This window comes from Kitasatospora sp. NPDC058115 (assembly GCF_042884635.1).
GTDB lineage: Bacteria > Actinomycetota > Actinomycetes > Streptomycetales > Streptomycetaceae > Kitasatospora.
Genome location: NZ_JBHVTL010000003.1, coordinates 277157 through 302035 on the forward strand (window position 1 = coordinate 277157; position 24879 = coordinate 302035).

19 protein-coding genes and 2 tRNA genes are annotated in these 24879 nt (G+C 71.8%); 5 read left to right on the plus strand and 16 right to left on the minus strand.

Annotation, left to right across the window (positions count from 1 at the left end; translation table 11 throughout):
- Window positions 1–2 precede the first annotated feature (2 nt).
- The 8 genes from rodA to ACFVVL_RS04880 form a co-directional block, all read right to left on the minus strand.
- Complete coding sequence (gene rodA, locus ACFVVL_RS04845; RefSeq protein ID WP_380294619.1) at window positions 3–1202, minus strand: rod shape-determining protein RodA; 1200 nt, start codon at window positions 1200–1202, stop codon at window positions 3–5.
- The gene (gene mrdA, locus ACFVVL_RS04850) at window positions 1199–3466 is read right to left on the minus strand and encodes a penicillin-binding protein 2 (RefSeq protein WP_380294618.1); all 2268 of its coding nucleotides are present in this window, start codon (window positions 3464–3466) and stop codon (window positions 1199–1201) included. The genes rodA and mrdA overlap by 4 nt, the downstream gene beginning before the upstream one ends.
- Window positions 3467–3529: 63 nt before the next feature.
- Window positions 3530–4168, minus strand: a complete 639-nt coding sequence (mreD, locus tag ACFVVL_RS04855; RefSeq protein ID WP_380294617.1) for a rod shape-determining protein MreD — start codon at window positions 4166–4168, stop codon at window positions 3530–3532.
- A gap of 3 nt (window positions 4169–4171) precedes the next feature.
- The gene (gene mreC, locus ACFVVL_RS04860) at window positions 4172–5146 is read right to left on the minus strand and encodes a rod shape-determining protein MreC (protein ID WP_380294616.1); all 975 of its coding nucleotides are present in this window, start codon (window positions 5144–5146) and stop codon (window positions 4172–4174) included.
- A 92-nt stretch (window positions 5147–5238) separates the two neighbouring features.
- Window positions 5239–6264, minus strand: coding sequence for a rod shape-determining protein (locus ACFVVL_RS04865; RefSeq protein WP_350569342.1), 1026 nt, complete (start codon window positions 6262–6264; stop codon window positions 5239–5241).
- 332 nt (window positions 6265–6596) lie between these two features.
- Window positions 6597–7010 (minus strand): nucleoside-diphosphate kinase, encoded by a 414-nt coding sequence (gene ndk, locus ACFVVL_RS04870; protein ID WP_380294615.1) that lies wholly within the window; start codon window positions 7008–7010, stop codon window positions 6597–6599.
- A 148-nt stretch (window positions 7011–7158) separates the two neighbouring features.
- Window positions 7159–7497, minus strand: a complete 339-nt coding sequence (locus ACFVVL_RS04875; protein WP_380294614.1) for a DUF4233 domain-containing protein — start codon at window positions 7495–7497, stop codon at window positions 7159–7161.
- Between the two features lie 2 nt (window positions 7498–7499).
- Entirely contained in the window at window positions 7500–8891 is a 1392-nt protein-coding gene (locus ACFVVL_RS04880; RefSeq protein ID WP_387671390.1) for a bifunctional folylpolyglutamate synthase/dihydrofolate synthase, read from the minus strand.
- Between the two features lie 174 nt (window positions 8892–9065).
- Between ACFVVL_RS04880 and ACFVVL_RS04885 the strand changes: the two genes are divergently transcribed.
- From ACFVVL_RS04885 to ACFVVL_RS04895, 3 genes are all read left to right on the plus strand, one after another.
- The gene (locus ACFVVL_RS04885) at window positions 9066–10499 is read left to right on the plus strand and encodes a glycosyltransferase (protein WP_387671392.1); all 1434 of its coding nucleotides are present in this window, start codon (window positions 9066–9068) and stop codon (window positions 10497–10499) included.
- A gap of 78 nt (window positions 10500–10577) precedes the next feature.
- On the plus strand, window positions 10578–11750 hold the full coding sequence (gene wecB / locus ACFVVL_RS04890) for a non-hydrolyzing UDP-N-acetylglucosamine 2-epimerase (RefSeq protein ID WP_387671435.1): 1173 nt from the start codon (window positions 10578–10580) through the stop codon (window positions 11748–11750).
- A 190-nt stretch (window positions 11751–11940) separates the two neighbouring features.
- Window positions 11941–13476, plus strand: coding sequence for a chitinase (locus ACFVVL_RS04895; RefSeq protein WP_380294611.1), 1536 nt, complete (start codon window positions 11941–11943; stop codon window positions 13474–13476).
- A gap of 34 nt (window positions 13477–13510) precedes the next feature.
- Here ACFVVL_RS04895 and ACFVVL_RS04900 read toward each other — a convergent pair whose 3' ends face one another.
- Both ACFVVL_RS04900 and ACFVVL_RS04905 read right to left on the minus strand, forming a co-directional pair.
- Window positions 13511–14044 (minus strand): hypothetical protein, encoded by a 534-nt coding sequence (locus ACFVVL_RS04900; RefSeq protein WP_380294610.1) that lies wholly within the window; start codon window positions 14042–14044, stop codon window positions 13511–13513.
- A gap of 256 nt (window positions 14045–14300) precedes the next feature.
- Window positions 14301–16940 carry a valine--tRNA ligase gene (locus ACFVVL_RS04905; RefSeq protein ID WP_380294609.1) on the minus strand — a complete coding sequence of 880 codons (2640 nt, stop codon included), beginning with the start codon at window positions 16938–16940 and terminating at the stop codon, window positions 14301–14303.
- Between the two features lie 184 nt (window positions 16941–17124).
- Here ACFVVL_RS04905 and ACFVVL_RS04910 point away from each other — a divergent pair, with 184 nt between their 5' ends.
- Window positions 17125–17928, plus strand: coding sequence for a hypothetical protein (locus ACFVVL_RS04910; protein WP_380294608.1), 804 nt, complete (start codon window positions 17125–17127; stop codon window positions 17926–17928).
- Window positions 17929–18002: 74 nt separating this feature from the next.
- Here ACFVVL_RS04910 and clpX read toward each other — a convergent pair whose 3' ends face one another.
- The 6 genes from clpX to ACFVVL_RS04940 all read right to left on the minus strand — a co-directional run bounded on the left by clpX (window position 18003) and on the right by ACFVVL_RS04940 (window position 24551).
- Entirely contained in the window at window positions 18003–19292 is a 1290-nt protein-coding gene (gene clpX, locus ACFVVL_RS04915) for an ATP-dependent Clp protease ATP-binding subunit ClpX (protein ID WP_030309676.1), read from the minus strand.
- Window positions 19293–19574: 282 nt separating this feature from the next.
- Window positions 19575–20237 (minus strand): ATP-dependent Clp protease proteolytic subunit, encoded by a 663-nt coding sequence (locus ACFVVL_RS04920; protein ID WP_380294607.1) that lies wholly within the window; start codon window positions 20235–20237, stop codon window positions 19575–19577.
- A 56-nt stretch (window positions 20238–20293) separates the two neighbouring features.
- Window positions 20294–20911, minus strand: coding sequence for an ATP-dependent Clp protease proteolytic subunit (locus ACFVVL_RS04925; RefSeq protein ID WP_376096046.1), 618 nt, complete (start codon window positions 20909–20911; stop codon window positions 20294–20296).
- A gap of 286 nt (window positions 20912–21197) precedes the next feature.
- Window positions 21198–22601, minus strand: a complete 1404-nt coding sequence (tig, locus tag ACFVVL_RS04930) for a trigger factor (protein WP_387671396.1) — start codon at window positions 22599–22601, stop codon at window positions 21198–21200.
- Window positions 22602–22855: 254 nt separating this feature from the next.
- On the minus strand, window positions 22856–24376 hold the full coding sequence (locus ACFVVL_RS04935; RefSeq protein WP_380298348.1) for an MDR family MFS transporter: 1521 nt from the start codon (window positions 24374–24376) through the stop codon (window positions 22856–22858).
- A 101-nt stretch (window positions 24377–24477) separates the two neighbouring features.
- A tRNA-Pro gene (locus ACFVVL_RS04940) sits at window positions 24478–24551 on the minus strand.
- 144 nt (window positions 24552–24695) lie between these two features.
- On the opposite strand from ACFVVL_RS04940, the gene ACFVVL_RS04945 reads away from it, so the two are divergent.
- Window positions 24696–24766, plus strand: a tRNA-Gly gene (locus ACFVVL_RS04945).
- Window positions 24767–24879: the final 113 nt, after the last annotated feature.

Genomic DNA, 24879 nt, shown 5'->3' on the forward strand with positions numbered 1-24879 from the left:
GCTCAGGCCGCTATCGGCCGCTGGCTCTGCACCGCCTGCAACAGCCCGATCGCCACCCAGGTCGAGAACATCGACGAGCCTCCGTAGGAGACGAACGGCAGCGGGATGCCGGCCACCGGCATGATGCCCAGGCACATCCCTATGTTCTCGAAGCCCTGGAAGGCGAACCAGGCGACCACCCCGGCCGCCACGACGGTGCCGTAGAGGTCGGTGGCGTGGCGGGCGATCCGGCAGGCCCGCCAGAGCACCACGCCGAGCAGCACGATGATCGCCATCGCGCCGAGGAAGCCCAGCTCCTCGCCGGCCACCGTGAACACGAAGTCGGTCTGCTGCTCCGGCACGAACTGCCCGGTGGTCTGCGTCCCGTGGAACAGGCCCTTGCCGAACAGCCCGCCGGAGCCGATCGCGATCCGGGCCTGCGCGGTGTTGTAGCCGACGCCGGAGGGGTCCAGCGCCGGGTTGGCGAAGGCCGCGAAGCGGTCGATCTGGTACTTGCTCAGCACCCCGAGCTTCCAGATCGCCACGGAGCCGCCGACGCCCGCCAGGATCAGCCCGAACACCCAGCGGTTGGCCGCGCCGGAGGCCAGCAGGATGCCCAGCACGATGACGGCCATCACCATCACCGAACCGGCGTCCGGCATCAGCATCACTATCGCCATCGGCAGCGTCGCCCAGACCAGCGCGCGGAACACCGCCTTGTTCGCCGGGAACTCCCGCTCCCCCGCGTCCACCTGGTCGGACAGCACGACCGCCATCGACAGCACGATCGCCAGCTTCGCGAACTCGGCCGGCTGCACCGAGAAGCCGCCGCCGAGCTGAATCCAGGAGTGCTGGCCGTTGATGGTCGAGCCGAGCGGGCTCAGGGTGGCCAGCAGCAGCACGATCACGCCGGCGTACAGGAACGGCACGACCGTCCGGAAGCGCCGGCTCCCTATCGCTATCACCACCGCGCACAGCAGCGCCCCGATCAGGACGTTGGTCAGGTGGCGGAACAGGAAGTACTGCGGGTCGCCGTGGGTGAGCGTGTCCCGCCCCCGGGTCGCCGACCAGACCAGCAGCGAGCTGCCCAGCGAGAGGACCACCGCGGCCAGCAGCAGTATCCAGTCGATCCGCCACAGCGGGGAGTCCTTGGCGAGCGCCTTGGGCACCCCGCCGCGCTGCGGCACGAGGCGCAGCTGGCGGTACGAGCCGTAGGAGGTCATGCCCGGCCCCTTCCGGTGGAGCGGGTGGGTTCGACGGCGGCCACCGCCGCCACGGGCACCGGGGCGGTGCCGCCGGGCTGTGCCGGGTCGAGGAAGACCCGCGGCGCGGCGCCGCTCACCCCGGGGTCGCCGAGCACCGCGCCGCCGTCGGCGAACGAGGCCGGCTTGATGATCGCGGTGCCGTCCGGGTTGAACTTGGGCAGTTCGGCCTGCGGCGTGGGGAGCAGCGCCTTGCCCTGGTCGACGTTGCCCTTGTCGTCGACGCCGTACAGCGCCTGGTAGATCCGCCGGATCGCGTCGCCGGAACCGCCGGAGCCGGTGCCGCCCTGGCTTATCGTCATCACGACCGCGTAGTCGCGGCTGTAGGTGGTCAGCCACGAGGTGGTCTGCTTGCCCTCGACCTCGGCGGTGCCGGTCTTGGCGTGCAGCTCGATCTTGCCCTGCGGCCAGCCCGCGCCGGTGAACTTCCAGGCGGCGGTGCCGCTGGTGACGACGCCCGCGGTGGCCTGGTCGATGTAGCTGAGGAGCTTCTGGTCGCCGGGCAGCCGGCCGTCCTCGTGCGGGGCGATCTCGCGGACGAGCTCCCCGCCCGGGCTTATCACGGCCTTGGCGACGGTCGGCCGGTAGAAGGTGCCGCCGTTGGCGAGCGCCGCGTAGATCCGGGCCATCTGGACCGGGGTGACGAGGGTGTCGCCCTGGCCGATCGCGAAGTTGACGGCGTCACCGGCGCGCATCTGGTAGCCGTCGACGCAGTTCTCCCGGGCGATCTGGTCGGAGAAGCTGTTGCCGCCCTTCTCCGCCTGCCGGCACCAGGCGTCCTTGTTGTTGTCGTAGAAGGACTGCTTCCACTGGCGGTCGGGCACCCGGCCGGTGACCTCGCTCGGCAGGTCGATGCCGGTCTTGGCGCCGAGGCCGAACTGGTGGGCGGTCTTGAAGAACCAGTCGCCCGGGTCCTTCTTGGGCTTGATGCCGCCGTCCTTCATCCACTGGTCGTAGGCCAGGCCGTAGAAGACGGTGTCGCAGGAGACCTCCAGGGCCCGTTCCAGGGAGATCGAACCGAAGCTCTCGCTCTCGAAGTTCTTGAACTCCCGGCCGCCGATGGTCATGCTCTTCGGGCAGTCGTAGCGGCCGTCGATCGGGTAGCCGGCCTGGACGGCGGCGGCGGTGGAGATCACCTTGAACGTCGAGCCGGGGGCCGACTGACCCTGTATGGCCCGGTTCAGCAGCGGGAAGTTGGACTCCTTGCTGGTCAGCGCCTGGTAGTCCTTGCCGCTGATGCCGCCCTGCCACAGGTTGGGGTCGTAGGTGGGGGCGCTGGCCATCGCGACGATCCGTCCGGTGTGCACGTCCATCACGACGGCGGCGCCGGAGTCGGCCTCGTAGTTGCGGTTGGTGACCTTGTCGAAGGTCTTGCGGGCGTCGGCCATGGCCTGCGCCAGGTTGTCCTCGACGACCTTCTGCACCCGGGCGTCGATGCTGGTCACCAGGTTGTTGCCGGTCTGCGGGGCGGCCTGGTCGGCGGTGCCGATGACCCGTCCGAGGTTGTCCACCTCCAGCTTGGTGATGCCGGCGGTGCCGCGCAGGTCGCGGTCGTAGACGGACTCCAGCCCGGCGCGGCCGATCTGGTCGGCCGGCAGGTAGCGGTCGAGGCCGGCCTTGTCGGCGGTCTTGGAGACCTCCTCGTCGGTGACCGGCGAGAGGTAGCCGAGCACCTGGGCGAGGTTGGCGCCCTCGACGCCGGTGTAGTGGCGCACGGCGGTGGGCTGGGCGGTGACCCCGGGGAAGTCCTCGCGGCGCTCCATTATCTGCATCGCCTGCTGGGTGGTCGCCTCCTTGGTGACCGGGATCGGCTGGTAGGGCGAGCCGTTCCAGCAGGGCTGCGCGGTCTTGGCGTCGCAGAGCCGGACCTTCTCCTGGACGTCCTTGGCGGGCATCCCGAGCACCTCGGCGAGCCGGGTGAGCACCTCCTTGCCGCCGTCCTTCTGCTGCAGCAGCGAGGTGCGGCTGACCGAGACGACCAGCTTGGTCTCGTTGCCGGCGAGGATGCGGCCGGAGGCGTCGAGGATCTCGCCGCGCACGGCCGGTTCGACGACCTCGCGGATGTGGTTGCCGGTCGCCTTGGCGGTGTAGACGCTGGCGTTGCGGATCTGCAGGTACCACAGCCGGCCGCCGAGGGTGGCGAGCAGCGAGAGCACCAGGATCTGCAGCACCACCAGACGGATCGTCACCCGCCGGGTACGGCCGGTCTCGGGGATGTTGCTCACGTCTCGTGCGCTCCAAAACAGAACGGGGTCGGGCGGGCTGGTCGGGCCGGGAGGGCGCCGGGGCTACGGGCGCTTGCCCGCGCCGAGCAGGCGCTTCTTCTTGAAGGACACACCGCCCGTGGTGTCGCGGGTGGTGCGGTAGCGGGCCAGGGTGCCGAGCCCGGGGCCGCCCTCGTCGTCGTCGGCGACGGTCAGCGGGTCCTTGCCGAAGCGGCGGGCGATCAGCATCACGGCGGGCACCACGAACGGGGCGAGCAGCAGGTCGTAGAACAGGGCGGTGATCACCAGCTGGCCGAGCCCGACGTGCCGGGCGGCGGTGTCGCCGACCAGCGCGCCGACCATCGCGTACAGCAGGGTGGAGGCGATCGCGGCGCCGGCCACCACCAGCAGCGCGCCGGAGACCGAACGCTGCCGGCCGTGCTCGGGGCGCAGCAGCCCGGCGGCGTAGCCCATCAGGCAGAGCACCAGCGCGTAGCGGCCGATGGCGTGGTCGGAGGGCGGGGCGACGTCGGCGAGCAGGCCGGCCGCGAAGCCGACCAGGCAGCCGCCGGAGGGCCCGTAGACCAGGGCGAGGCCGACGACCACGAGCAGCAGGACGTCCGGGGTGGCCCCGGGCAGTTGCAGCCGGCCGAGGACGCTGACCTGGAGCAGCAGGCCGAGCAGGATCAGGACGGCGGAGACGGGGATGCGGGCGAGGCGCATGGCTCAGTTCCCCCCAGTGGGCGTGGCGGGCGGGACGGCGGCCGGGGCGGCGGGGAGGACGGGGACGGCCGGCCCGGCCGGTGCCGCCGCGGCGGCCTGGCCCTGGGCGGCCGGCGCGGGGGCCGGCGGCAGGACGGCGTCGCGCGGGTCGGTGCGCGGCGGGACGACGACGACGCCGACCAGGTCGAGCCGGGTGAACTGGACGAAGGGCTCGACGAGGACCGTCTTGGTGAGCTGCCCGGGGTTGGCCTCGACCTGGACGACCTTGCCGACCGGGACGCCGGGGACGAACGGGCGGCCGCTCTGCGAGCCGAAGGTGACCAGCCGGTCGCCCTCCTTCACCTGGGCCTTGCCGTTGAGCAGCGAGACCTTCATGGCGCTGGTGCCGCCGCCGGCGGCGAAGCCGATCTCGCCGCTGCCCTCCAGCCGGGTGCCGGCGGTGAAGCCGGGGTCGGAGGCGAGCAGCACGGTGGCGGTGGTCGGGGCGACGGTGGTGATCCGGCCGACCAGGCCCTGGCCGTTGATGACGGTCATGTCGCGGGTGAGGCCGTCGTCGCTGCCGGCGTCGATGGTGATGGTCCAGGAGAAGCCCTGGGCCGGGCCGATCGCGATGGTCTGGGCGGCCTTGACGGTGTAGCCGCCGGCGCCCGCGGTGCGCAGCAGGTCGTCGAGCTGCTGGGTGCGCCCGCCGGCCATGTCGGAGGAGGCGAGCTTCTGCCGCAGTTCGGTGTTCTCGCGGGCGAGCTGGTCGGTGCGTCCGCTGTTGGAGGCGGCGTCGCGGAAGGCCCGCACGGTGTCGGCGACCGGGTCGACCGCGGTGGCGGCGCCGCGTTCGACCGGGCCGAGGACGGCGGCGGCCGCGCGCCGGGCGCCGCCGAGCGGGGAGCTCTCACCGCCCTTGATGTCGACGGTGATCAGTGCGAAGGCGACCGCCACCAGCAGGATGAGCAGCAGCCGGCTTTCTCGTGTGTCCCTCACGGTGCTGGTACTGCCCCTTCGTACCCCTGGCCACCGGCCCGGGCTGTGGACCCGGGCGGGGGCCCGTCAGTTCGGCTGGTGTGTCGGTTCTGCTAACGGCGCGGCGCGGCGTCGAGCACCTGCTGGAGCGCCTCGAACTCCTCGACGCACTTGCCGGAGCCGAGTGCGACGGAGTCCAGCGGGTTCTCCGCGATGTGGATCGGCATGCCGGTCTCCCGGCGCAGCCGCTCGTCCAGGCCGCGCAGCAGGGCGCCGCCGCCGGTGAGCACGATGCCCCGGTCCATGACGTCGCCGGCCAGCTCGGGCGGGCACTGGTCGAGGGTGGTCTTCACCGCGTCGATGATCGAGTTGACCGGCTCGTCGATGGCCTCGCGGACCTCGGCGGCGGAGATGACGACGGTCTTGGGCAGTCCGCTGACCAGGTCGCGGCCGCGGATCTCGGCATGCTCGTCCTTCTCGCCCTCCAGGCCGAACGCGGAGCCGATGCTCATCTTGATCTGTTCGGCGCTGCGCTCGCCGAGGAGCAGCGAGTACTCCTTCTTGATGTGCTGGACGATGGCGTTGTCCAGCTCGTCGCCGGCGACCCGGATGGACTGCGCGGTGACGATGCCGCCGAGCGAGATGACGGCGACCTCGGTGGTGCCGCCGCCGATGTCGACGACCATGTTGCCGGTGGGCTCGTGGACGGGCAGTCCGGCGCCGATGGCGGCGGCCATCGGCTCCTCGATGATGTGCACCTGGCGGCAGCCGGCCTGGAGGGAGGCCTCGATGACGGCGCGGCGCTCGACGCCGGTGATGCCGGAGGGGACGCAGACGACGACCCGGGGGCGGGCGAGGAAGCGGCGGCGGTGCACCTTGAGGATGAAGTAGCGCAGCATCCGCTCGGTGATCTCGAAGTCGGCGATCACGCCGTCCTTGAGCGGGCGGATGGCGACGATGTTGCCGGGCGTGCGGCCGATCATCTTCTTGGCCTCGGCGCCGACGGCGAGGATGCCCCCGGTGTTGGTGTTGACCGCGACGACGGACGGCTCGTTGAGGACGATCCCCTTGCCCCTGACGTACACCAGCGTGTTGGCAGTTCCGAGGTCGATCGCCAGGTCGCGGCCGATGAACGACAGGTTGCTCGCCATGGGGTGGGGTGCCTTTCCCGGGCTCGGAGTCTTGTGGGGTGGACGGTGTGCGCGTCCACACGTGGACGGCGACCAGCTGAGCTGCCTTACCGGGCCCTTGAGTCGCGTCCATCGTAGTCACGCCGGTCGGCACGGAGGTCGAGGTGGGGCATACCGTCCATTGTCCGGGGCGTGATCGCTTCTCCGGGCATTGGGACGCCGTGTCGGAGGGCCTGGTTCCCTATTTCCCGATAAGAATGCCCCGGCCGGGCCAATGGTCCCGGCCGGGGCCTTCCGAAGGTCCCTGGAACGGCGCTGGGTGGCCGTCGTGCCCGGTCGGATCAGGCGTGCGAGGGGAAGAAGATCTTGATCTCGCGCTCGGCGGACTCGACCGAGTCGGAGGCGTGGATGAGGTTCTCGCGGGTGATCGTCGCGTAGTCGCCGCGGATGGTGCCGGCCCCGGCCTCCAGCGGGTTGGTGGCGCCGGCCAGCATGCGGATGCCGGCGATGACCTCCTCGCCCTCGACGATCAGGGCGATGGAGGGGCCGGAGGTCATGAACTCCAGCAGCGGCTCGTAGAACGGGCGGCCGACGTGCTCCGCGTAGTGCTGCTCCAGCGTCGCCCGCTCGAAGGTGCGCAGTTCGACGGCGGCGAGGCGCCAGCCGGCCTTGCGCTCGATGCGGCTGATGATCTCGCCGGCCAGGCCGCGCTTGACGGCGTCGGGCTTGAGCAGGACGAGAGTGCGCTGGGACACGGGGCGTCTCCTGGGGAATGCGGGTTCGGCGCGCACGCGCGGTTCGGCGCACACGGATCGGCGCACGCGCGGGTGCCGCGTGCGCCGTGCGACTACCGCAGAGGTTACCTTGCGTGAGCGAACGCCCCGGACCCGGTCCGGGGCGCCCTCAGGCGGCCGCGGCGGCGGCCCGGGCGGCCTTGATCTCGTCGATCTTGCGGCCGTAGTGCACCGAGCACCACCAGAGTCCGGCGAAGACCGCGCCGAGCCCGAACATGGTCGGCACGACGAAGCCGCTGGCGATCAGCGCGAGCTGCAGGGCCCAGCCGACGGCCACCGCGCCGGGGCGGTTGATCATGCCGCAGAGCAGCAGGCACAGGGCCATGGCGATGCCGCTGACGGACCACAGCGCGGCGCTGGAGACGTCGGAGAGCTGCATCGCGACCAGGGCCGCGAAGAGCACCACCAGGGCCTCGCCGATCAGCGTCGAGGAGCAGAGCGTCCTCATCGTCACTTCCTCCCGAGCAGCAGGCGGGCCTCGCCCACCGTGATGACCGAACCGGTGACCAGCACCCCGGCGCCGCCGAGGTCGCCCTCCTCCTCGGCCAGGGTGACGGCGGCGGCGATGGCGTCGTCGAGCCGGGGCTCGACCTGGACGCGCTCCTCGCCGAAGATCTCGACCGCGAGCGCGGCCAGCGCGTCCACGTCCATCGCGCGGTGGGTGGAGTTCTGGGTGACGACGACCTCGGCGAGCACCGGCTCGAAGGCCTCCAGCACGCCGGCCACGTCCTTGTCGCCGCTGGTGCCGACGACGCCGACCAGCCGGGTGAAGCCGAAGGACTCGGTGAGCGCGGCGACGGTGGCCCGGGCGCCGTGCGGGTTGTGGGCGGCGTCCAGGACGATGGTGGGGCTGCGCCGGACGACCTCCAGCCGGCCCGGGGAGGTGACGCCGGAGAACGCCTGGCGGACCTTGTCGGCGTCGAGCTGCCCGCCGCGGGCGCCGCCGACGCCGAAGAACGCCTCGACGGCGGCCAGCGCGAGGGCGGCGTTGTGCGCCTGGTACTCGCCGTGCAGCGGCAGGAAGACGTCCTCGTACTCTTCGCCGCCGAGCCCGCGCAGGGTCACCAGCTGGCCGCCGACGGCGAGTTCGCGGCGGATGACGCCGAACTCCATGCCCTCGCGGGCGACCGTGGCGTCCACCTCGACGGCGCGCCGCAGGACGGTCTGGGCGGCGTCGAGCTGCTGCTGGGCGACGACGGCGACGGCGCCGGGCTTGATGATCCCGGACTTCTCGACCGCGATCTCGCCGGTGGTCTCCCCCAGCTTGTCGGTGTGGTCCAGGCCGATCGGGGTGATCACGGCGACGGCGGCGTCGATGACGTTGGTGGCGTCCCAGGAGCCGCCCATGCCGACCTCGACCACCGCGACGTCCACCGGCGCGTCGGCGAAGGCGGCGTAGGCCATGCCGGTGAGCACCTCGAAGAAGGACATCGCGACCGGCTCGCGCTCGTCGACCATCCGCACGTAGGGCTCGATGTCGCGGTAGACCTCGACGAAGCGCTCGGGGGTGATCGGGGCGCCGTCCAGGGTGATCCGCTCGGTGACGCTCTCCACGTGCGGGCTGGTGTAGCGGCCGGTGCGCAGCTCGAAGGCGCCGAGCAGCTGCTCGATCATCCGGGCGGTGGAGGTCTTGCCGTTGGTGCCGGTGACGTGGATGGAGGGGAAGGACCGCTGGGGCTGGCCCAGGATGTCCATCAGGGCCTCGATCCGGTCGAGCGAGGGCTCCAGCTTGTTCTCCGGCCAGCGCTCGGAGAGTGCCGTCTCGACGTCGCGCAGGGCGTCGCCGGTGCCGCCGTCGGCGGGGCGGAGGGTGTACGGGTTCGGGTCGGCCTTGTCGCTCACGACCACAGTCTACGGAGCCGGGCCCCGCACTCCTCACGGGGTGAGAACGACCACTTTGCCCGAGTTGGCCGGTTTCCCGTGTTTACTATCGATTTAGCGACATCAGACCGCAAAGAAGCATTGATTCGCATCCCAGGGAGACAAATCACCTTTGATCATGAGGAGCACTGCGCCATGCCCGACGCCCTTCGCCAGTTCGTCGAGATGCGCCGCGAGGGCTTCCTCCAGCTCGGCGGGCTGATCTCGCTGGCCCTGCTCTGCTACATGGTCCTGGTGTTCGGCCGCTTCCTGGTCTACTGGGCCGGCTCCCGGCACGCGCTGCGGCACAGCAGCCCGGCCGTGCCCGGCGACCCCGCCGCCTTCCAGTGGCATCTCGTGATCCCCTGCCGCGACGAGGAGGCGGTGGTCACCCAGACCCTCGCGGGCCTGCGCGCCGTCGCCCCCGCCGCCCACCTGTGGGTGATCGACGACGACAGCGAGGACGCCACCCGCGACCTGGTGCTCGCCGCCGCCGCGCGCGACGAGCGCGTCCACCTCGTCCAGCGCCGCCGCCCCCACGCCCGGATCGGCAAGGGCGCCGCCCTCAACGCCGCCTACCGGGAGATCTCCGCCTGGCTGCCGCCCGGCACCGACCGCTCCCGGGTGGTCCTCGGCGTCGTCGACGCCGACGGGCAGCTCGACCCCGGCACCCTCGAACAGGTCTGCAACGACCGCGCCCTGGGCCGCCCCGACACCGGCGCCGTGCAGATCGGCGTCCGGATGCGCAACGCCGAGGACGAACGGCCGCTGCCCGGCCGCGGCCGCGCCGCCAACGCGACGGCCCGCGCCCTGGTGCGGATGCAGGACGTCGAGTTCCAGGCCAACAACGCCGGCATGCAGCTGCTGCGCCGGCGCACCGGCAGCGTCGGCCTCGGCGGCAACGGCCAGTTCGTGCGGCTCACCGCCCTGGACTCGCTCACCGCCGAGGAGGGCCGCGACGGGCGCCCCTGGCCCGAGCGCGCCCTGCTGGAGGACTACGAGTCCGGCCTCGACCTGCGGCTGGCCGGCTGGCGGCTCACCCACGTCACCGAGGCCAACGTCTCCCAGGAGGCCCTGGTCTCCTGGCGGCGCTTCCTGACCCAGCGCACCCGCTGGGCCCAGGGCAACATGCAGTGCATGCGCTACACCGGCCGGGTGCTGCGCTCGCCGCACTACCGGCCGGCCGGCAAGGCCGAGGTGCTCTACACCTTCCTCCAGCCGGTGGTCTGCGTGCTGCTGGTCGTCCTCACCCCGCTGTCGCTGGCGATCACCGGGGCGGGGCTGGCGCTCTTCCCCGAGGAGACCGCCGACTTCCAGCTGCGCTACGGCCCGTGGATGGTGCTCGCCTTCGTGCTCGCCACCCTGCCGATGGTCTTCTGGGGCCCGGCCTACCGTCGGCTGGTCCACCCCGACCGCAGCCGGGCCACCGGACTGCTCTGGGGCCTGCTGGTCTGGCTCTACGCCTACCACCTGTTCGTGGTCGCCACCCGGGCCGCCGTGCGCCTGCTGCTCGGCCGCAACGGCTGGGCCAAGACCCGGCGCAACGCCGAGAAGGTCGCCCTCGGCGCCCCCACCGCGCTCGAATCCTGAGCCGCCCCCCTCTCTCCTCCGCCCCCTTCCGGACCCGAACGGAGCCCCCGCGCCATGACCCCGTACCCGTCCCCCGCCATGACCCCGTCCCCGTCCCCGAGGCCCGCCGCCGACCGCCCGCTCGCCCCCGGCAGCGTCGCCGTCGTCCTCGGCACCCGCCCCGAACTGGTCAAGCTCGCCCCGCTGATCCACGAACTCGGCCCGGCCACCCGCCTGGTCCACACCGGCCAGCACTGGGACGAGGCGATGTCCGGCCGCTTCCTGCGCGACCTCGGCCTGCCCCGCCCCGAACTGCTCACCGGCGTCGGCGGCCGCCCCCGGGCCGGCCAGATCGCCCGCTCGCTCGGCCAGCTCGACGCCGCCTTCGCCGAGGACCGCCCGGCCGCCGTCGTCGTCCAGGGCGACACCAACGCCACCCTGGCCGGCGCGCTCGCCGCCAACGCCCGGGACATCCCGCTGGTGCACGTCGAGGCCGGGCTGCGCAGCTTCGACCGGGCGATGCCCGAGGAGCACAACCGGGTGATGGTCGACCACGTCGCCGACCTGCTGTGCGCCGCCACCCCCGACAACGCCGCCAACCTGCGCGCCGAGTCCCTCGCCGAGGAGCGGATCGCGCTCACCGGCAACACCGTCGTCGAGGTGGTCCGCAGCTCGCTGCCGCACTCCGGCGACCGGGCCGCCCTGCTCGCCGCACACGGCCTGACCGCGGACGGCTACGTGCTGGCCACCGTGCACCGGCCGGAGAACACCGACACCGCCGAGGCACTCGGCGCCGTCCTCGCCGAGCTCGACCGGATCGCCCGCGGCGGCACCCCGGTGCTGTTCCCGATGCACCCGCGCACCCGGGCCGCCGTGGAGCGGTTCGCCCTGGGCGGGCTGCTGGAGCGGCTCGCGGTCACCGGACCGGTCGGCTACGCGGACTTCCTGGGCCTGGCCCGGCACGCCGCGCTGCTGGTCTCCGACTCCGGCGGGGTGCAGGAGGAGTGCACCGTGCTCGGCCGCCCGCTGCTGGTGGTGCGCCGTTCCACCGAGCGCCCGGAGGCCGTCGAGGCCGGCTTCGCCGCGCTGGTGGCGCCCGGCGCCGAGCTCGGCGAGCTGGCCCGGGCCTGGCTGGCCGACACCCCCGAGCGGCTCGCCCGGCTCGCGGCCGCCCCCAGCCCCTACGGCGACGGCCTGGCCTCCGCCCGGATCGCGCGGCTGACCGCACGGCTGGCCGAGGAGCCCGCCGCGGCGGCGCCGGCGGCCGCCTGAGACCGGGCCCCGGACCGGCCCCGGACCGGGGCCCTCTTGACAGCAGAATTGGTCTACTCCATTTTGTGAGGGCAAGTCTCCGATCCCGACAGGGACTTGAGTTGTCGGTAGCTCCCGCACGCGTCCCCATCGACACCCGGACGGTTCTCCCCCACGAGAGCCGCCGGCCTCCCCCACAGGAGATGGAGTCATGCCACCTGCCCGACAGCGGCGCCCGCGCGCCGTCCACTCGATGCTCGCCGGCGCCAGCGCCGTCGCCATCGGCCTCAGCGGCCTGGTCCTCGCCGGCGGCTCCGGCACCGCCCAGGCGGCGCCCGGCGACGTCGAACTGATCACCAACGGCGGCTTCGAGGACGCCAACCGCCTCGCCGGCTGGACCTGTACGGCCGGCGCGCCGGAGACCGCCACGGTCCACTCCGGCACCGGCGCACTGCGCTCCACCCCCGGGGGCAGCGGCACCGGCGAGTGCACCCAGACCGTCACGGTCAAGCCGTCCTCGACCTACACCCTGAGCAGCTGGGTCCAGGGCTCGTACGTCTACCTCGGCGCCCGCGGCACCGGCGGCACCGACCCGAGCACCTGGACGCCCGGCGGCACCACCTGGTCCAAGCTCAGCACCACCTTCACCACCGGGGCGAACACCACCAGCGTCACCGTCTACCTGCACGGCTGGTACGGGCAGCCGGCCTTCCTGGCCGACGACGTCTCCCTGCTCGGCCCCGGCGACCCGAAGCCCAGCCCCACCGCGACCAGCCCCACCCCGACCGGCCCGGGCAGCCCCTCGCCCACCGACACCACCACGCCCTCCCCCACCGCCACCACGCCGCGGCCGCCGTCCAAGCACCTGCTCACCGGCTACTGGCAGAACTTCGACAACGGCGCCACCGTGCAGCGGATCAGCGACGTCCCGGCCGCGTACGACATCATCGCGGTCTCCTTCGCCGAGGCCACCGGCACGGCCGGCGGCCTGGGCTTCGCCCTGGACCCGACGCTCTCCTCGCGGCTCGGCGGCTACACCGAGGCCCAGTTCAAGGCCGACATCGCGGCCAAGAAGGCGGCCGGCAAGAAGGTGATCCTCTCGGTCGGCGGCGAGAAGGGCTCGGTCTCCGTCAGCAGCGCCTCCGCGGCCACCAACTTCGCCAACACCGCCTGGTCCCTGATGCAGACCTACGGCTTCGACGGCGTGGACATCGACCTGGAGAACGGCATCAACTCCACCTACATGGGCCAGGCCCTGCACTCGCTGGCCGCCAAGGCCGGACCCGGCTTCACGCTCACCATGGCGCCGCAGACCATCGACATGCAGTCCACCGGCATGGAGTACTTCAAGCTGGCGCTGAACGTGAAGGACATCCTCACCATCGTCAACATGCAGTACTACAACTCCGGCGCCATGCTGGGCTGCGACGGCCAGGTCTACTCCCAGGGCACCGTCAACTTCCTCACCGGGCTGGCCTGCATCCAGCTGAAGGGCGGGCTGCGGCCCGACCAGGTGGGCCTCGGCGTCCCGGCCTCCACCAGCGCGGCCGGCGGCGGCTACGTCAGCCCGAGCGTGGTCAACAACGCGCTGGACTGCCTGGCCGCCGGCACCAACTGCGGCAGCTTCAAGCCCGACACCAAGTGGCCCGGGATCGGCGGGGCGATGACCTGGTCCACCAACTGGGACGCCAAGGCGGGCGGCGGCATCGCCTCCACCGTCGGCTCCCACCTGCACGCGATGCCGTAACCGGCGCACGCGTGGCCGCGGGGCCCGGGCGGGTTCACACCCCCGCCCGGGCCTCCGGCACTCCCACGGGCGCGCCGCCGTGGCGGCGGCGCAGTTCGGCGGTGATCTCGGCGAGCTCGCCCTCGGGCAGCAGCGGCAGCATCATCGCCACGCCCTGGAGCAGGCCGCCGAGCAGGAAGGTGGTGTCGGGGGTGGTGGCGACCAGACCGCGCACCTCGGCCACCGAACCCTCCGCGACCGCCTCGATCAGCCGGGCGGCGTCCACGCCCTCCTCGTCGACGTGCACGGCGCCGGTGTCCTGCGGGGCGCGCCGGGCCATCGCCCGCAGCACCCGGTCGCCGACCTCGGGGGCGTAGGCCTTGCGGACCGCCTCGGCGGCGATCCAGGTGAGCAGCGTGGTCACCTCGCGCTCGACGTGCTCCTCGAACAGCCGGTCCAACGCGTGGTCGAAGGCGAGCTGGTTGCCGTGCCGGAAGGCGAGCAGCAGGGCCGCCGCCCGTCCCTTGGCCTCCTCGACCGCCTCGGCAGGCAGTTCGCCGACCGGCTCCTCGGTCACCATCACGTCCATGCCCTCCCGTCAACTCCTCGCCGTGCGGAACTCGAAGCACACCGTACACAGTCGACCTGGAAACTTCCGCGAGCGCGCGCGGGCAAGACCGGAATGAATTCGGGCGGAATAGGACCTCACCCGGTCCGGGCCGATTATTCGCCGGAAGGGAGCAACGGATTGGGCTATTGGGCCGCACGATTTTCCGACCTGAGGAAAAACGCCGGGAGCCGCACCCCGCGTCGGCGGGGTGCGGCTCCCGGGAACCGTCGGCGTGTCAGCCCTGCGGCAGCGCCGCGAGCTGGGCGGTGATCCGGGCGATGTCCGCCTCGGCGGCGCCCTGACGGCCCCGGATCTTGGCGACCACGTCGTCCGGCGCCTTGGCCAGGAAGGCCTCGTTGCCGAGCTTGGCGCCGCACTGCGCCTTCTCCTTCTCGGCCGCCGCGAGGTCCTTGGCGAGGCGCTTGCGCTCCGCCGCGACGTCGATCGTGCCGGACAGGTCCAGCGCCACGGTGGCGCCGGCGACCGGCAGCGAGGCGGTGGCCGCGAAGCCCTCCTCGGGCACGGTCAGCCGCAGCAGCGAACGGATCGCGTCCTCGTGGACGGCGAGCACGGTGCCGGCCAGCTCCAGCCGCGCCGGGACCTTCTGGGCCGGCTGCAGGCCCTGGTCCGAACGGAACCGGCGGACCTCGGTGACCACCTGCTGCAGCGTGGCGACCTCGGCCTCGGCCGCGGCGTCCCGGAAGCCGCTGTCCTTCGGCCAGTCGGCGACGACCACCGACTCGGCCCCGGTCAGCGTGGTCCACAGCGCCTCGGTGACGAACGGCACGACCGGGTGGAGCAGCCGCAGAGTGACGTCCAGGACCTCGCCCAGCACCCGGCGGGAGGCCTCGGCCTGCGCGCCGCCCTTGGCCAGGGTGGTCTTGGAGAGCTCGACGTACCAGTCGAACACCTCGTCCCAGGCGAAGTGGTACAGCGCGTCCGAGGTCTTGGCGAACTCGAAGTCGTCGTACAGCGCGTCGACCTCGGCCACGGTCGCGTTCAGCCGCGACAGGATCCAGCGGTCCACCGCGGTCAGCTGCTCCGGGGCGGGCAGCGGGCCGTCCACGGTCGCGCCGTTCATCAGCGCGAACCGGGTCGCGTTCCAGATCTTGTTGCAGAAGTTGCGCGCGCCCTTGACCCAGTCCTCGCCGATCGGCACGTCGGCGCCCGGGTTGGCGCCGCGGGCCAGGGTGAAACGGACCGCGTCGGCACCGTAGGCGTCCATCCAGTCCAGCGGGTCGACGGCGGTGCCGGAGGACTTCGACATCTTCTTGCCGAACTCGTCCCGGACCAGGCCGGTCAGGGCGACCGTCCGGAACGGCGCCTCGCCGTCCATCGCGTAGAGGCCGAACATCATCATCCGGGCGACCCAGAAGAAGATGATGTCGTGGCCGGTGACCAGGACGTCGGTCGGGTAGAACTTCTCCAGGTCGGCGGTCTTCTCCGGCCAGCCCAGCGTGGAGAACGGCCACAGGCCGGAGGAGAACCAGGTGTCCAGGACGTCCGGGTCCTGGTGCCAGCCCTCGCCCGACGGCGGCTGCTCGTCCGGGCCGACGCAGACGACCTCGCCGTCCGGGCCGTACCAGACCGGGATCCGGTGGCCCCACCACAGCTGGCGCGAGATGCACCAGTCGTACATGTTGTCGACCCAGTCGAAGTAGCGGCGCTCCAGCTCCTTCGGGTGGATCTCCACCTTGCCGTCGCGGACCGCGTCGCCGGCCGCCTTGGCCAGCGGCTCGACCTTGACCCACCACTGCAGCGACAGCCGCGGCTCGACCACCGTGTGGCAGCGCGAGCAGTGGCCGACGGCGTGCATGTACGGACGCTTCTCGGCGACGATCCGGCCCTGCTCGCGCAGCGCGCCGACGACCGCCGAACGGGCCTCCAGCCGGTCCAGGCCGAGGAACGGGCCGTGCACGGTGATCGCGCCGCGCTCGTCCATGACGCTCAGGTTCGGCAGGTCGTGGCGCTGGCCGATGGCGAAGTCGTTGGGGTCGTGCGCCGGGGTCACCTTGACGGCGCCGGTGCCGAACTCCGGGTCGACGTGCTCGTCCGCGACGACCGGGATCTCCCGGTCGGTCAGCGGCAGCTTGATGGTGCGGCCGACCAGGTGCCGGTACCGCTCGTCCTCCGGGTGGACGGCCACCGCGGTGTCGCCAAGCATCGTCTCGGCCCGGGTGGTGGCGACGACGATCGAGTCCTCGCCGTCCCCGTAGCGGATCGAGACCAGCTCGCCGGGGACCTCCTCGTGCTCCACCTCGATGTCCGACAGCGCGGTCAGGCAGCGCGGGCACCAGTTGATGATGCGCTCGGCGCGGTAGATCAGGCCGTCGTCGAAGAGCCGCTTGAAGATGGTCTGGACGGCCTGCGACAGGCCCTCGTCCATGGTGAAGCGCTCGCGCGACCAGTCGACGCCGTCGCCGAGGCGGCGCATCTGGCCGAGGATCTTCCCGCCGTAGTTCGCCTTCCACTCCCAGACCTTCTCGACGAAGGCCTCGCGGCCCAGGTCGTGGCGGGAGAGGCCGGACTCGGCGAGCTGCTGCTCGACCTTGTTCTGGGTGGCGATGCCGGCGTGGTCCATGCCGGGCAGCCAGAGCGCCTCGAAGCCCTGCATGCGCTTGCGGCGGGTCAGCGCGTCCATCAGCGTGTGCTGGAACGCGTGGCCCAGGTGCAGCGCACCGGTGACGTTCGGCGGGGGGATGACGATGGTGTACGGGGGCTTGTCGCTCTTGGCGTCGGCGGTGAAGTAACCGCGCTCTACCCAGCGCTCGTACAGCTCGCCCTCTACGTCCGCCGGGGCGAAGGTCGTCGGGAGGGTGGCTGCTTCGTCCCCGGCGTGCGTGCTCACGGGGCGCTGGTTCGTGGTGTCGGTCACGACGGACAGTTTACGTAACCCGGGAACCGGGGGACGAACCGCTTTCATCCCCCGGACACCGCGCCGCGCCGCGGGGCGTCCGCGGCCGTTTACCCGAACGGGTGACACACCGGTGCGATAACGTGCCGGACATTCGTCCGAGCCATCGCGCAAGCCCGGCACCACCGTCCCAGGGAGGGCCTCCGTGTCCGAGCAGAACCCCTACGGCGCCCCGCCGCCGCCCGGCGGCCAGCCCTACGGCGGCCAGCCCTACGGAGGGCAGCCCTACGGCGGCCCGCCCGCCCCGCCGCAGACCCCGCCGCCCTACGGCGCCGTCCCGCCGCAGCCCGGTCAGCCGGGCCCGCCCGGCCAGCCCGGCTACGCCCCGTACGGCGCCTTCCCCGCCCCGCCGCCGCGCCGCTCCCGGCGCACCCTCGGCATACTCGTCGGCGTCTTCGTCCTGGTGCTGGTCCTCATCGGCGGCGCCGTCGCGTACTTCGTCTTCGACGTCACCTCCAACGCCGGCACCCAGAAGATCGTCCTGCCGGCCACGTTCAACGGCCTCACCAAGGACGAGAACAACGAGGTCGCCCGCCAGATGGAGGAGGCCATCACCACCGAGCTCGGCAAGGGCGACGGCTCCTGGCACCCCACCGGCGTCAGCGCCGTCTACCAGGACTCCGCCGAGGACCCCAAGCTCGTGGTGCTCGGCGCCTACGGCAAGGTGCTCGCCCCGAAGACCGAGCTCAACGCCATGTTCAAGGGACTGCAGTCCGACGGCACCACGCTCAGCGACCGGCACGCCGTCGACCCGGGCCCCAAGGGCGGCAGCATGGACTGCGGCGTCGCCTCCCAGGACGGCACCGACCTGGGCGTCTGCGCCTGGGCCGACTCCAGCAGCCTGGTCCTGACGATGGCCCCGCCGGCCAAGGAGGGCGACCGCCCCGACCTCGACAAGCTCGCCGCGGACACCCGCGCGCTGCGCGCCGTCGCCGAGATCCCGAAGTAGCCCCGCACGCACGAGGGCCCCGGCGCCGCCGCTCAGGCGGTGCCGGGGCCCTCGTCGTGACCGGCCGGGGAGGCTCAGGCGCTCTTCTCGCGCCGCTCCCGCTTGATCATGTCGCGCGGCACCAGGGTCGGGATGGCGTGCTTGGAGACGACGTCCCCGGTCACCACCACGCGGGCGACGTCCTGACGCGAGGGCACCTCGTACATCACGGACATCAGCACCTCCTCCATGATGGCCCGCAGACCGCGCGCGCCGGTGCCGCGCAGGATCGCCTGGTCGGCGATCGCCTCCAGCGCGTCCCGGGAGAACTCCAGCTCCACGCCGTCCAGTTCGAAGAGCTTGCGGTACTGCTTGACCAGCGCGTTCTTCGGCTCGGTGAGGATCTGCAGCAGCGCCTCGCGGTCCAGGTTGTGCACGCTGGTGATCACCGGGAGACGGCCGATGAACTCCGGGATCATGCCGAACTTGACCAGGTCCTCCGGCATCACCTGACGGAAGTGGTCGCTGGCGTCCAGCTCCCGCTTGGAGCGGATGTTCGCGCCGAAGCCGATGCCCTTGGCACCCGCCCGGCCCTCGATGATCCGCTCCAGGCCCGCGAACGCGCCGCCCACGATGAACAGCACGTTGGTGGTGTCGATCTGGATGAACTCCTGGTGCGGGTGCTTGCGCCCGCCCTGCGGCGGCACCGAGGCGGTGGTGCCCTCCAGGATCTTCAGCAGCGCCTGCTGCACGCCCTCGCCGGAGACGTCCCGGGTGATCGACGGGTTCTCGCTCTTGCGCGCGACCTTGTCGATCTCGTCGATGTAGATGATCCCGGTCTCGGCCTTCTTGACGTCGTAGTCGGCCGCCTGGATCAGCTTCAGCAGGATGTTCTCGACGTCCTCGCCGACGTACCCGGCCTCGGTGAGCGCGGTGGCGTCGGCGATCGCGAACGGCACGTTCAGCATCCGGGCCAGGGTCTGCGCCAGCAGCGTCTTGCCGGAGCCGGTCGGGCCGAGCAGCAGGATGTTGGACTTCGCCAGCTCGATGGCGTCCTCGCGGCCGTTGCCGCCGCTGCGGCCGGCCTCACCCGCCTGGACCCGCTTGTAGTGGTTGTAGACCGCCACCGACAGGGCCTTCTTGGCGAGGTCCTGGCCGACCACGTACTGGTCCAGGAACTCGTAGATCTCGCGGGGCTTCGGGAGCTCCTCGAAGCGCACCTCGGAGGTCTCGGCGAGCTCCTCCTCGATGATCTCGTTGCAGAGGTCGATGCACTCGTCGCAGATGTACACGCCTGGGCCGGCGATCAGCTTCTTCACCTGCTTCTGCGACTTGCCGCAGAACGAGCACTTGAGCAGGTCGCCACCGTCTCCGATGCGTGCCACGAGGTGCTTCCCCTTCGCCAGGGGCCCCGCGGGAGTTCCGGGGCCTGGTGCTGTGGACCGTCGACGCCGACGGCGATCGGTCTCGCTATCCGACGGTACTCTGCCGCGCCGCCGATTCCGCCCTCTTCGCCGGGTCTGCCCTACGCCCTGGGCGAATTGATACCGAACAGATGCCGTCGGAGCAGCCGCCGGTGCGCCGGGGGCGGGGCGCGCGAGCCGGTCGCACGCCCCGCCCCCGGCAGCCTCCCCGCCCGAGGACGGGCCGGGAGGGGGGTGCCGGCCTCAGGAGGTCAGCGAGGCCTTGCGGGTCGAGATGACCAGGTCGACCAGACCGTACTCGACGGCCTCCTCGGCCGTGAGGATCTTGTCGCGCTCGATGTCGTCGCGGACCTGCTCGACGGTGCGGTTGGAGTGCTTGGACAGCATCTCCTCCAGCTGCTCGCGCATCCGGAAGATCTCCTTGGCCTGGATCTCCAGGTCGGAGACCTGGCCGCGGCCGGTCTCGGTGTACGGCTGGTGGATGAGGATGCGGGCGTTCGGCAGCGCCATCCGCTTGCCGGGGGTGCCGGCCGCCAGCAGCACGGCCGCCGCCGAGGCCGCCTGGCCCATGCAGACGGTGGTGATGTCGGGCTTGACGTACTGCATGGTGTCGTAGATGGCCGTCAGGGCCGTGAACGAGCCGCCGGGCGAGTTGATGTACATCTGGATCTCGCGGTCCGGGTCCATCGACTCCAGGCACAGCAGCTGCGCCATGATGTCGTTGGCCGACACGTCGTCCACCTGCGAGCCGAGGAAGATGATGCGCTCCTCGAACAGCTTGGCGTACGGGTCGTACTCGCGGATGCCCTGCGAGGTGCGCTCGACGAAGCGCGGGACGATGTAGCGGCCCTCGGCCCGCATGTCCTCGACGCGGGCCTTGGCGGCCGACAGGCTGGGGATGTTCATGGGTGTTCTGGTCCTCCGGAGCGTTGTGGCTGTGGTCTCGTGGGCCCGGGCCGGGCTCAGGCGCCGGTGCCGCCGCCGCCGGGGACGTCCGCGGCACTGTGCATGATCGCGTCGATCAGGCCGTACTCCAGGGCCTCCTCCGGGGTGAACCAGCGGTCGCGGTCGGAGTCCTGGGTGATCTGCTCGAAGGACTGGCCGCTGTGGAACGCGATCAGCTCGGACATGCGCTTCTTGGTGCGCAGCAGCTGCTCGGCCTGGATGCGGATGTCGGTGGCCGAGCCGCCGAGACCGGCGGAGGGCTGGTGCATGAGGATGTTGGCGTTCGGCAGCGAGAAGCGCTTGCCCTTGGCACCGGCGGTCAGCAGGAACTGGCCCATCGAGGCCGCCATGCCCATCGCGATGGTGACGACGTCGTTCTTGATGTACTGCATGGTGTCGTAGATCGCCATGCCGGCCGAGATCGAGCCGCCCGGGGAGTTGATGTAGAGGAAGATGTCCTTGTCCGGGTCCGCGGCCAGCAGCAGCAGCTGGGCGGTGATCTTGTTCGCGATGTCGTCGTCGACCTGCTGGCCGAGGAAGATGATCCGCTCGTTGAGCAGCCGGTTGTAGACCTGGTCGCCGAGGCCGCCCAGCACGTCACCAGCGGCGGCGTGCGGCGCCATCGGGCCGGGCATCTGCATCTGCGGGTACGTCACTTAGCCACCTGCTCAGTCGATTTGGACGGTCGCTCCACGGCCGTCACGATGTCGCACAGCTTCCGGGTATCACGTCGTGATTGTTGCTGTCCATGGACCCTAACGCGCAGGCCGGGCCGCTGAATCCCTCACGCAGAACTGTTCGCTGTGAGCGCAGGGTTCGCGGCCGCGCCGCCCCCGGGGGCCGGGAACGGCGCGGGCCCGGACGCCGTACGGCGTCCGGGCCCGCGCTCACGCCTCAGGGCGAGCGAGGCGACCGCGGCGGTCAGGCCTCGGTCTTCTCCTCGGCCTCGGCCTCGGCCTCGGCGGCCGGGGCCTCGACGGTCTCGGCCGACTCGTCGGCCTCGTCGTCGTCGAAGTTGATCTCGTTGCCCTCGGTGTCGACGACCTTGGCGGCCTCGACCACGGTGGCCAGCGCCTTGCCGCGGGCGACCTCGCCGACCAGCAGCGGAACCTGGCCGCCCTGGACGACCTGCTGGGCGAACTGGTCCGGGGTGAGGCCCGAGCCGGCGGCGCGGCGGATGAGGTGCTCGGTCAGCTCCTCCTGGGAGACGTTGAGCTCCTCGTCGGCGACGATCTGGTCCAGGACGAACTGGGTCTTGATGCCCTTCTTCGCCTGCTCCTCCAGCTCCGCGAGGTACTCCTCCTCCGACTTGCCCTGGGTCTCCAGGTAGCTCGCCAGGGTGAGGCCCATCGGCTCCAGCTGGTGGTGCTCCAGGTTGTGCTTGCGGGTCTCGATCTCGTCCTTGAGGAGCTTCTCCGGGAACTCGATCTCGACCAGGCCGAGCAGCGCGTCCAGCACCTTCTCCTGGGCCTGGGTGGCCTGGTCGTACTCCTTCATGCGCTCCAGGCGCTTGCGGGAGTCGGCCTTCAGGTCCTCCAGGGTGTCGAACTCGCTGGCCAGCTGGGCGAACTCGTCGTCCAGCTCGGGCAGCTCCTTCTCCTGGACGGCGGTGACCTTGACGGTGACCTCGGAGGTCTTGCCGGCCTGGGTGCCGCCCTTGAGCTCGGTGGTGAAGGTGGCGGTGCCGCCGGCCTCCAGGCCGACGACGGCCTCGTCGATGCCGTCGATCAGACGGCCCGAGCCGATCTCGTAGCTGACGCCGGCGGCGGTGCCGTCCTCCGGCACCTCGCCGTCGACCTTGGCCTCCAGGTCGACGACCACGATGTCACCGGCGGCGGCGGCGCGCTCGACGTCCTTGACCGAGGAGAAGCGCTCGCGCAGCTGCTCCAGGGACTTGGCGACGTCCTCGTCGGAGACCTCGATCGGGTCGACGGTGACCTCGATGGACGAGAACTCCGGCAGGGTGATCTCCGGGCGGACGTCGACCTCGGCGGTGAACTTGAGGTCACCACCGTCGGCGATCTTCTCGACACCCTCGATGTTGGTGATGTCGGGCTGGCCGAGGACCTCGATCTTGCCCTCGTCGACGGCCTGCGTGTAGAAGCGCGGCAGGGCGTCGTTGACGGCCTCCTCCAGCACGGCGCCACGGCCGAAGCGCTGGTCGATGACCCGGTTCGGGATCTTGCCCTTGCGGAAGCCCGGGACCGAGACCTGCTGGTTGATCTTCTTGTACGCCGCGTCGAGGCTGGGCTTGAGCTCCTCGAAGGGCACCTCGACGGTGAGTCGAACCCGGGTCGGGTTCAGAGTCTCGACGGCGCTCTTCACGGTTAGGTCTCCTATGGGCTTGCGGTCAGGTTGCCTGCGCCCTCCCCGGACGCCGGCCGGGGCCGGTTTCCAGCGGGTCGGGCGAGACGGGCGATGGGCGGTTGGAGCTGCATCTCCCGTGGGGGGTGGACGGTGAGCGTGACTCCTCGCCCTCGTGCGGTTGACCTGGGTGGACGCCACAGGGACTACCGCCAGCGCCCCATCCTACCGGTACCACGAAAGGCGGACGCCAGGACGCCGCCGTCCGGGCCCGTTCAGGCCCCTCCGGCGCTCTTCGCGGCGGCCCGCGGGGCGTCGTCCGGGGCGGTCCGGCCGGCGGGTTCCGACGCGCCCCCGGAGGCGCCGGCGGCCGCCGGGCGCATGGTCGCGGCGGCGTCGGAGTCCCGCACGCGCAGCGCGATCACGGCCGCCAGCAGGGCCAGCGCGGCCGCGGTCAGGAAGGCCGCGCGGTAGGCGGTGAGGTTCGCCACGGGCGTACCCGAGGCGTCCGCGGCGAGGGGTCCGACGGCGGTCAGGACGGTGCCGAGCACGGCCACGCCGAGCGCCGAGCCGATCTGCCGCTGGGCGTTGTAGAGGGTGGAGGCGGCGCCGGTGGCGGCGGCCGGGACGGTCGCGAAGGCGGCGGTCTGGCTCGGCATGAAGACGTGCGACATCGCGAAGCCGGTGAGGAAGAGCAGCCCGCGCACGGCCCACAGGTTGCTCTCCGGCCCGATGGTCGCCATCAGGGCCAGGCAGCAGGCCACCACCGCAGAGCCGGCGGCGAGCATCCGGCGCGGGCCGATCCGCGGGTAGAGCCGGGCCGACACCTGGGAGGCGAGCATCACGCCGAGCGCCTCGGGGAACACCATCAGCCCGCTGTGCAGGGCGTCCATCCCGAGCGCGTCCTGCATCAGCAGCGGGAAGAGGTAGAGCATGCCGAGGAAGGCGGCGCCGGAGAACAGCGAGAGCAGGTTCACGGTGCGAAAGATCCGGTCCCGGAAGAGCCGCAGGTCGAGCATCGGCTCGGGGCGGCGCAGCTCGACCGCGACCAGGGCGGCCAGGGCGAGCAGCCCGGCGAGCGCCGGGGCGAGGATCCGCACGCTCCCCCAGCCCTCGGACGCCCCTTCGGAGAGCGCGTACATCGCGCCGCCGAAGCCGACGGCGGCGAGCAGGAAGCCGGCCACGTCGAACCGCCCGGCCCGCTCGACCCGGTAGTCGGGCAGGAAGAGCAGGCCGAAGACCAGCCCGGCGAGGCCGACCGGCACGTTGACGGTGAAGACCCAGTGCCAGGACCGGCTGTCCACCAGCCAGCCGCCGAGCACCGGACCGCTGGCCGGGGCGACGGCGGTGGGCAGCATCAGCACCCGGGTGGCGCGCATCCGCTCCTCCTGCGGGAAGGCGCGGAAGAGCATGGTCATCCCGACCGGGGTGAGCAGGCCGCCGGCCGCGCCCTGGAGGATCCGGTACAGGGTGAGCGAGGACAGCGAGCCGGCCGTGCCGCAGAGCAGCGAGGCGGCGGTGAACAGGGCGAGCGAGCACAGGAAGACCCGGCGGGTGCCGAAGCGGTCGCCGAGCCAGCCGGACAGCGGCACGAAGACGGCCAGGCTGACCAGGTAGCCGACGTTGACCACGCCGACGCCGGCCGGGTCGGTGCCGAAGTCACGGCCGATGGAGGGCAGCGCGACGTTGACGATCGTGCCGTCCATGATCGTCATGAACAGCGAGGCGACGAAGACGACGCCGACCGCGATCTTGGGGTTCATCCGCCCCGGCCGGGCCGGGCTCGTCGCACTCATCGGGGGTTCTCCAGGTCGGGTGGGAAATCAACCGGTCACCATGCCCGAACGGCCCCGCAGACGACAACAGGGCCCCGCTGTGGGCGAGACCCTGCGCACGGTCGGGGTGACCGGATTCGAACCGACGGCCTTCCGCTCCCAAAGCGGACGCGCTACCAAACTGCGCCACACCCCGTGGTGCCGAGAGGAAGCGTACACGCCGGGCCCTGCCGGATCGCCGGGATATTCCGGGGCCCGCACGGGAACGGGGTGTGCGCGCAGCCGACCGGACCAGGTACGCTGTTCCCGACCTTCCGTCCGGTGACGGCCGGAGGATCGCGCGGGCGTAGCTCAATGGTAGAGCCCTAGTCTTCCAAACTAGTCACGCGAGTTCGATTCTCGTCGCCCGCTCAGCAGGAGGAACGGCCCCGGTGGACGCTCGGCGTCCACCGGGGCCGTTCGCGTTCCCGGCGCTCCGTCAGCGCCCCTTCCCGGCCGCCCCCGTCACCGCCGTCGCCCCCGCG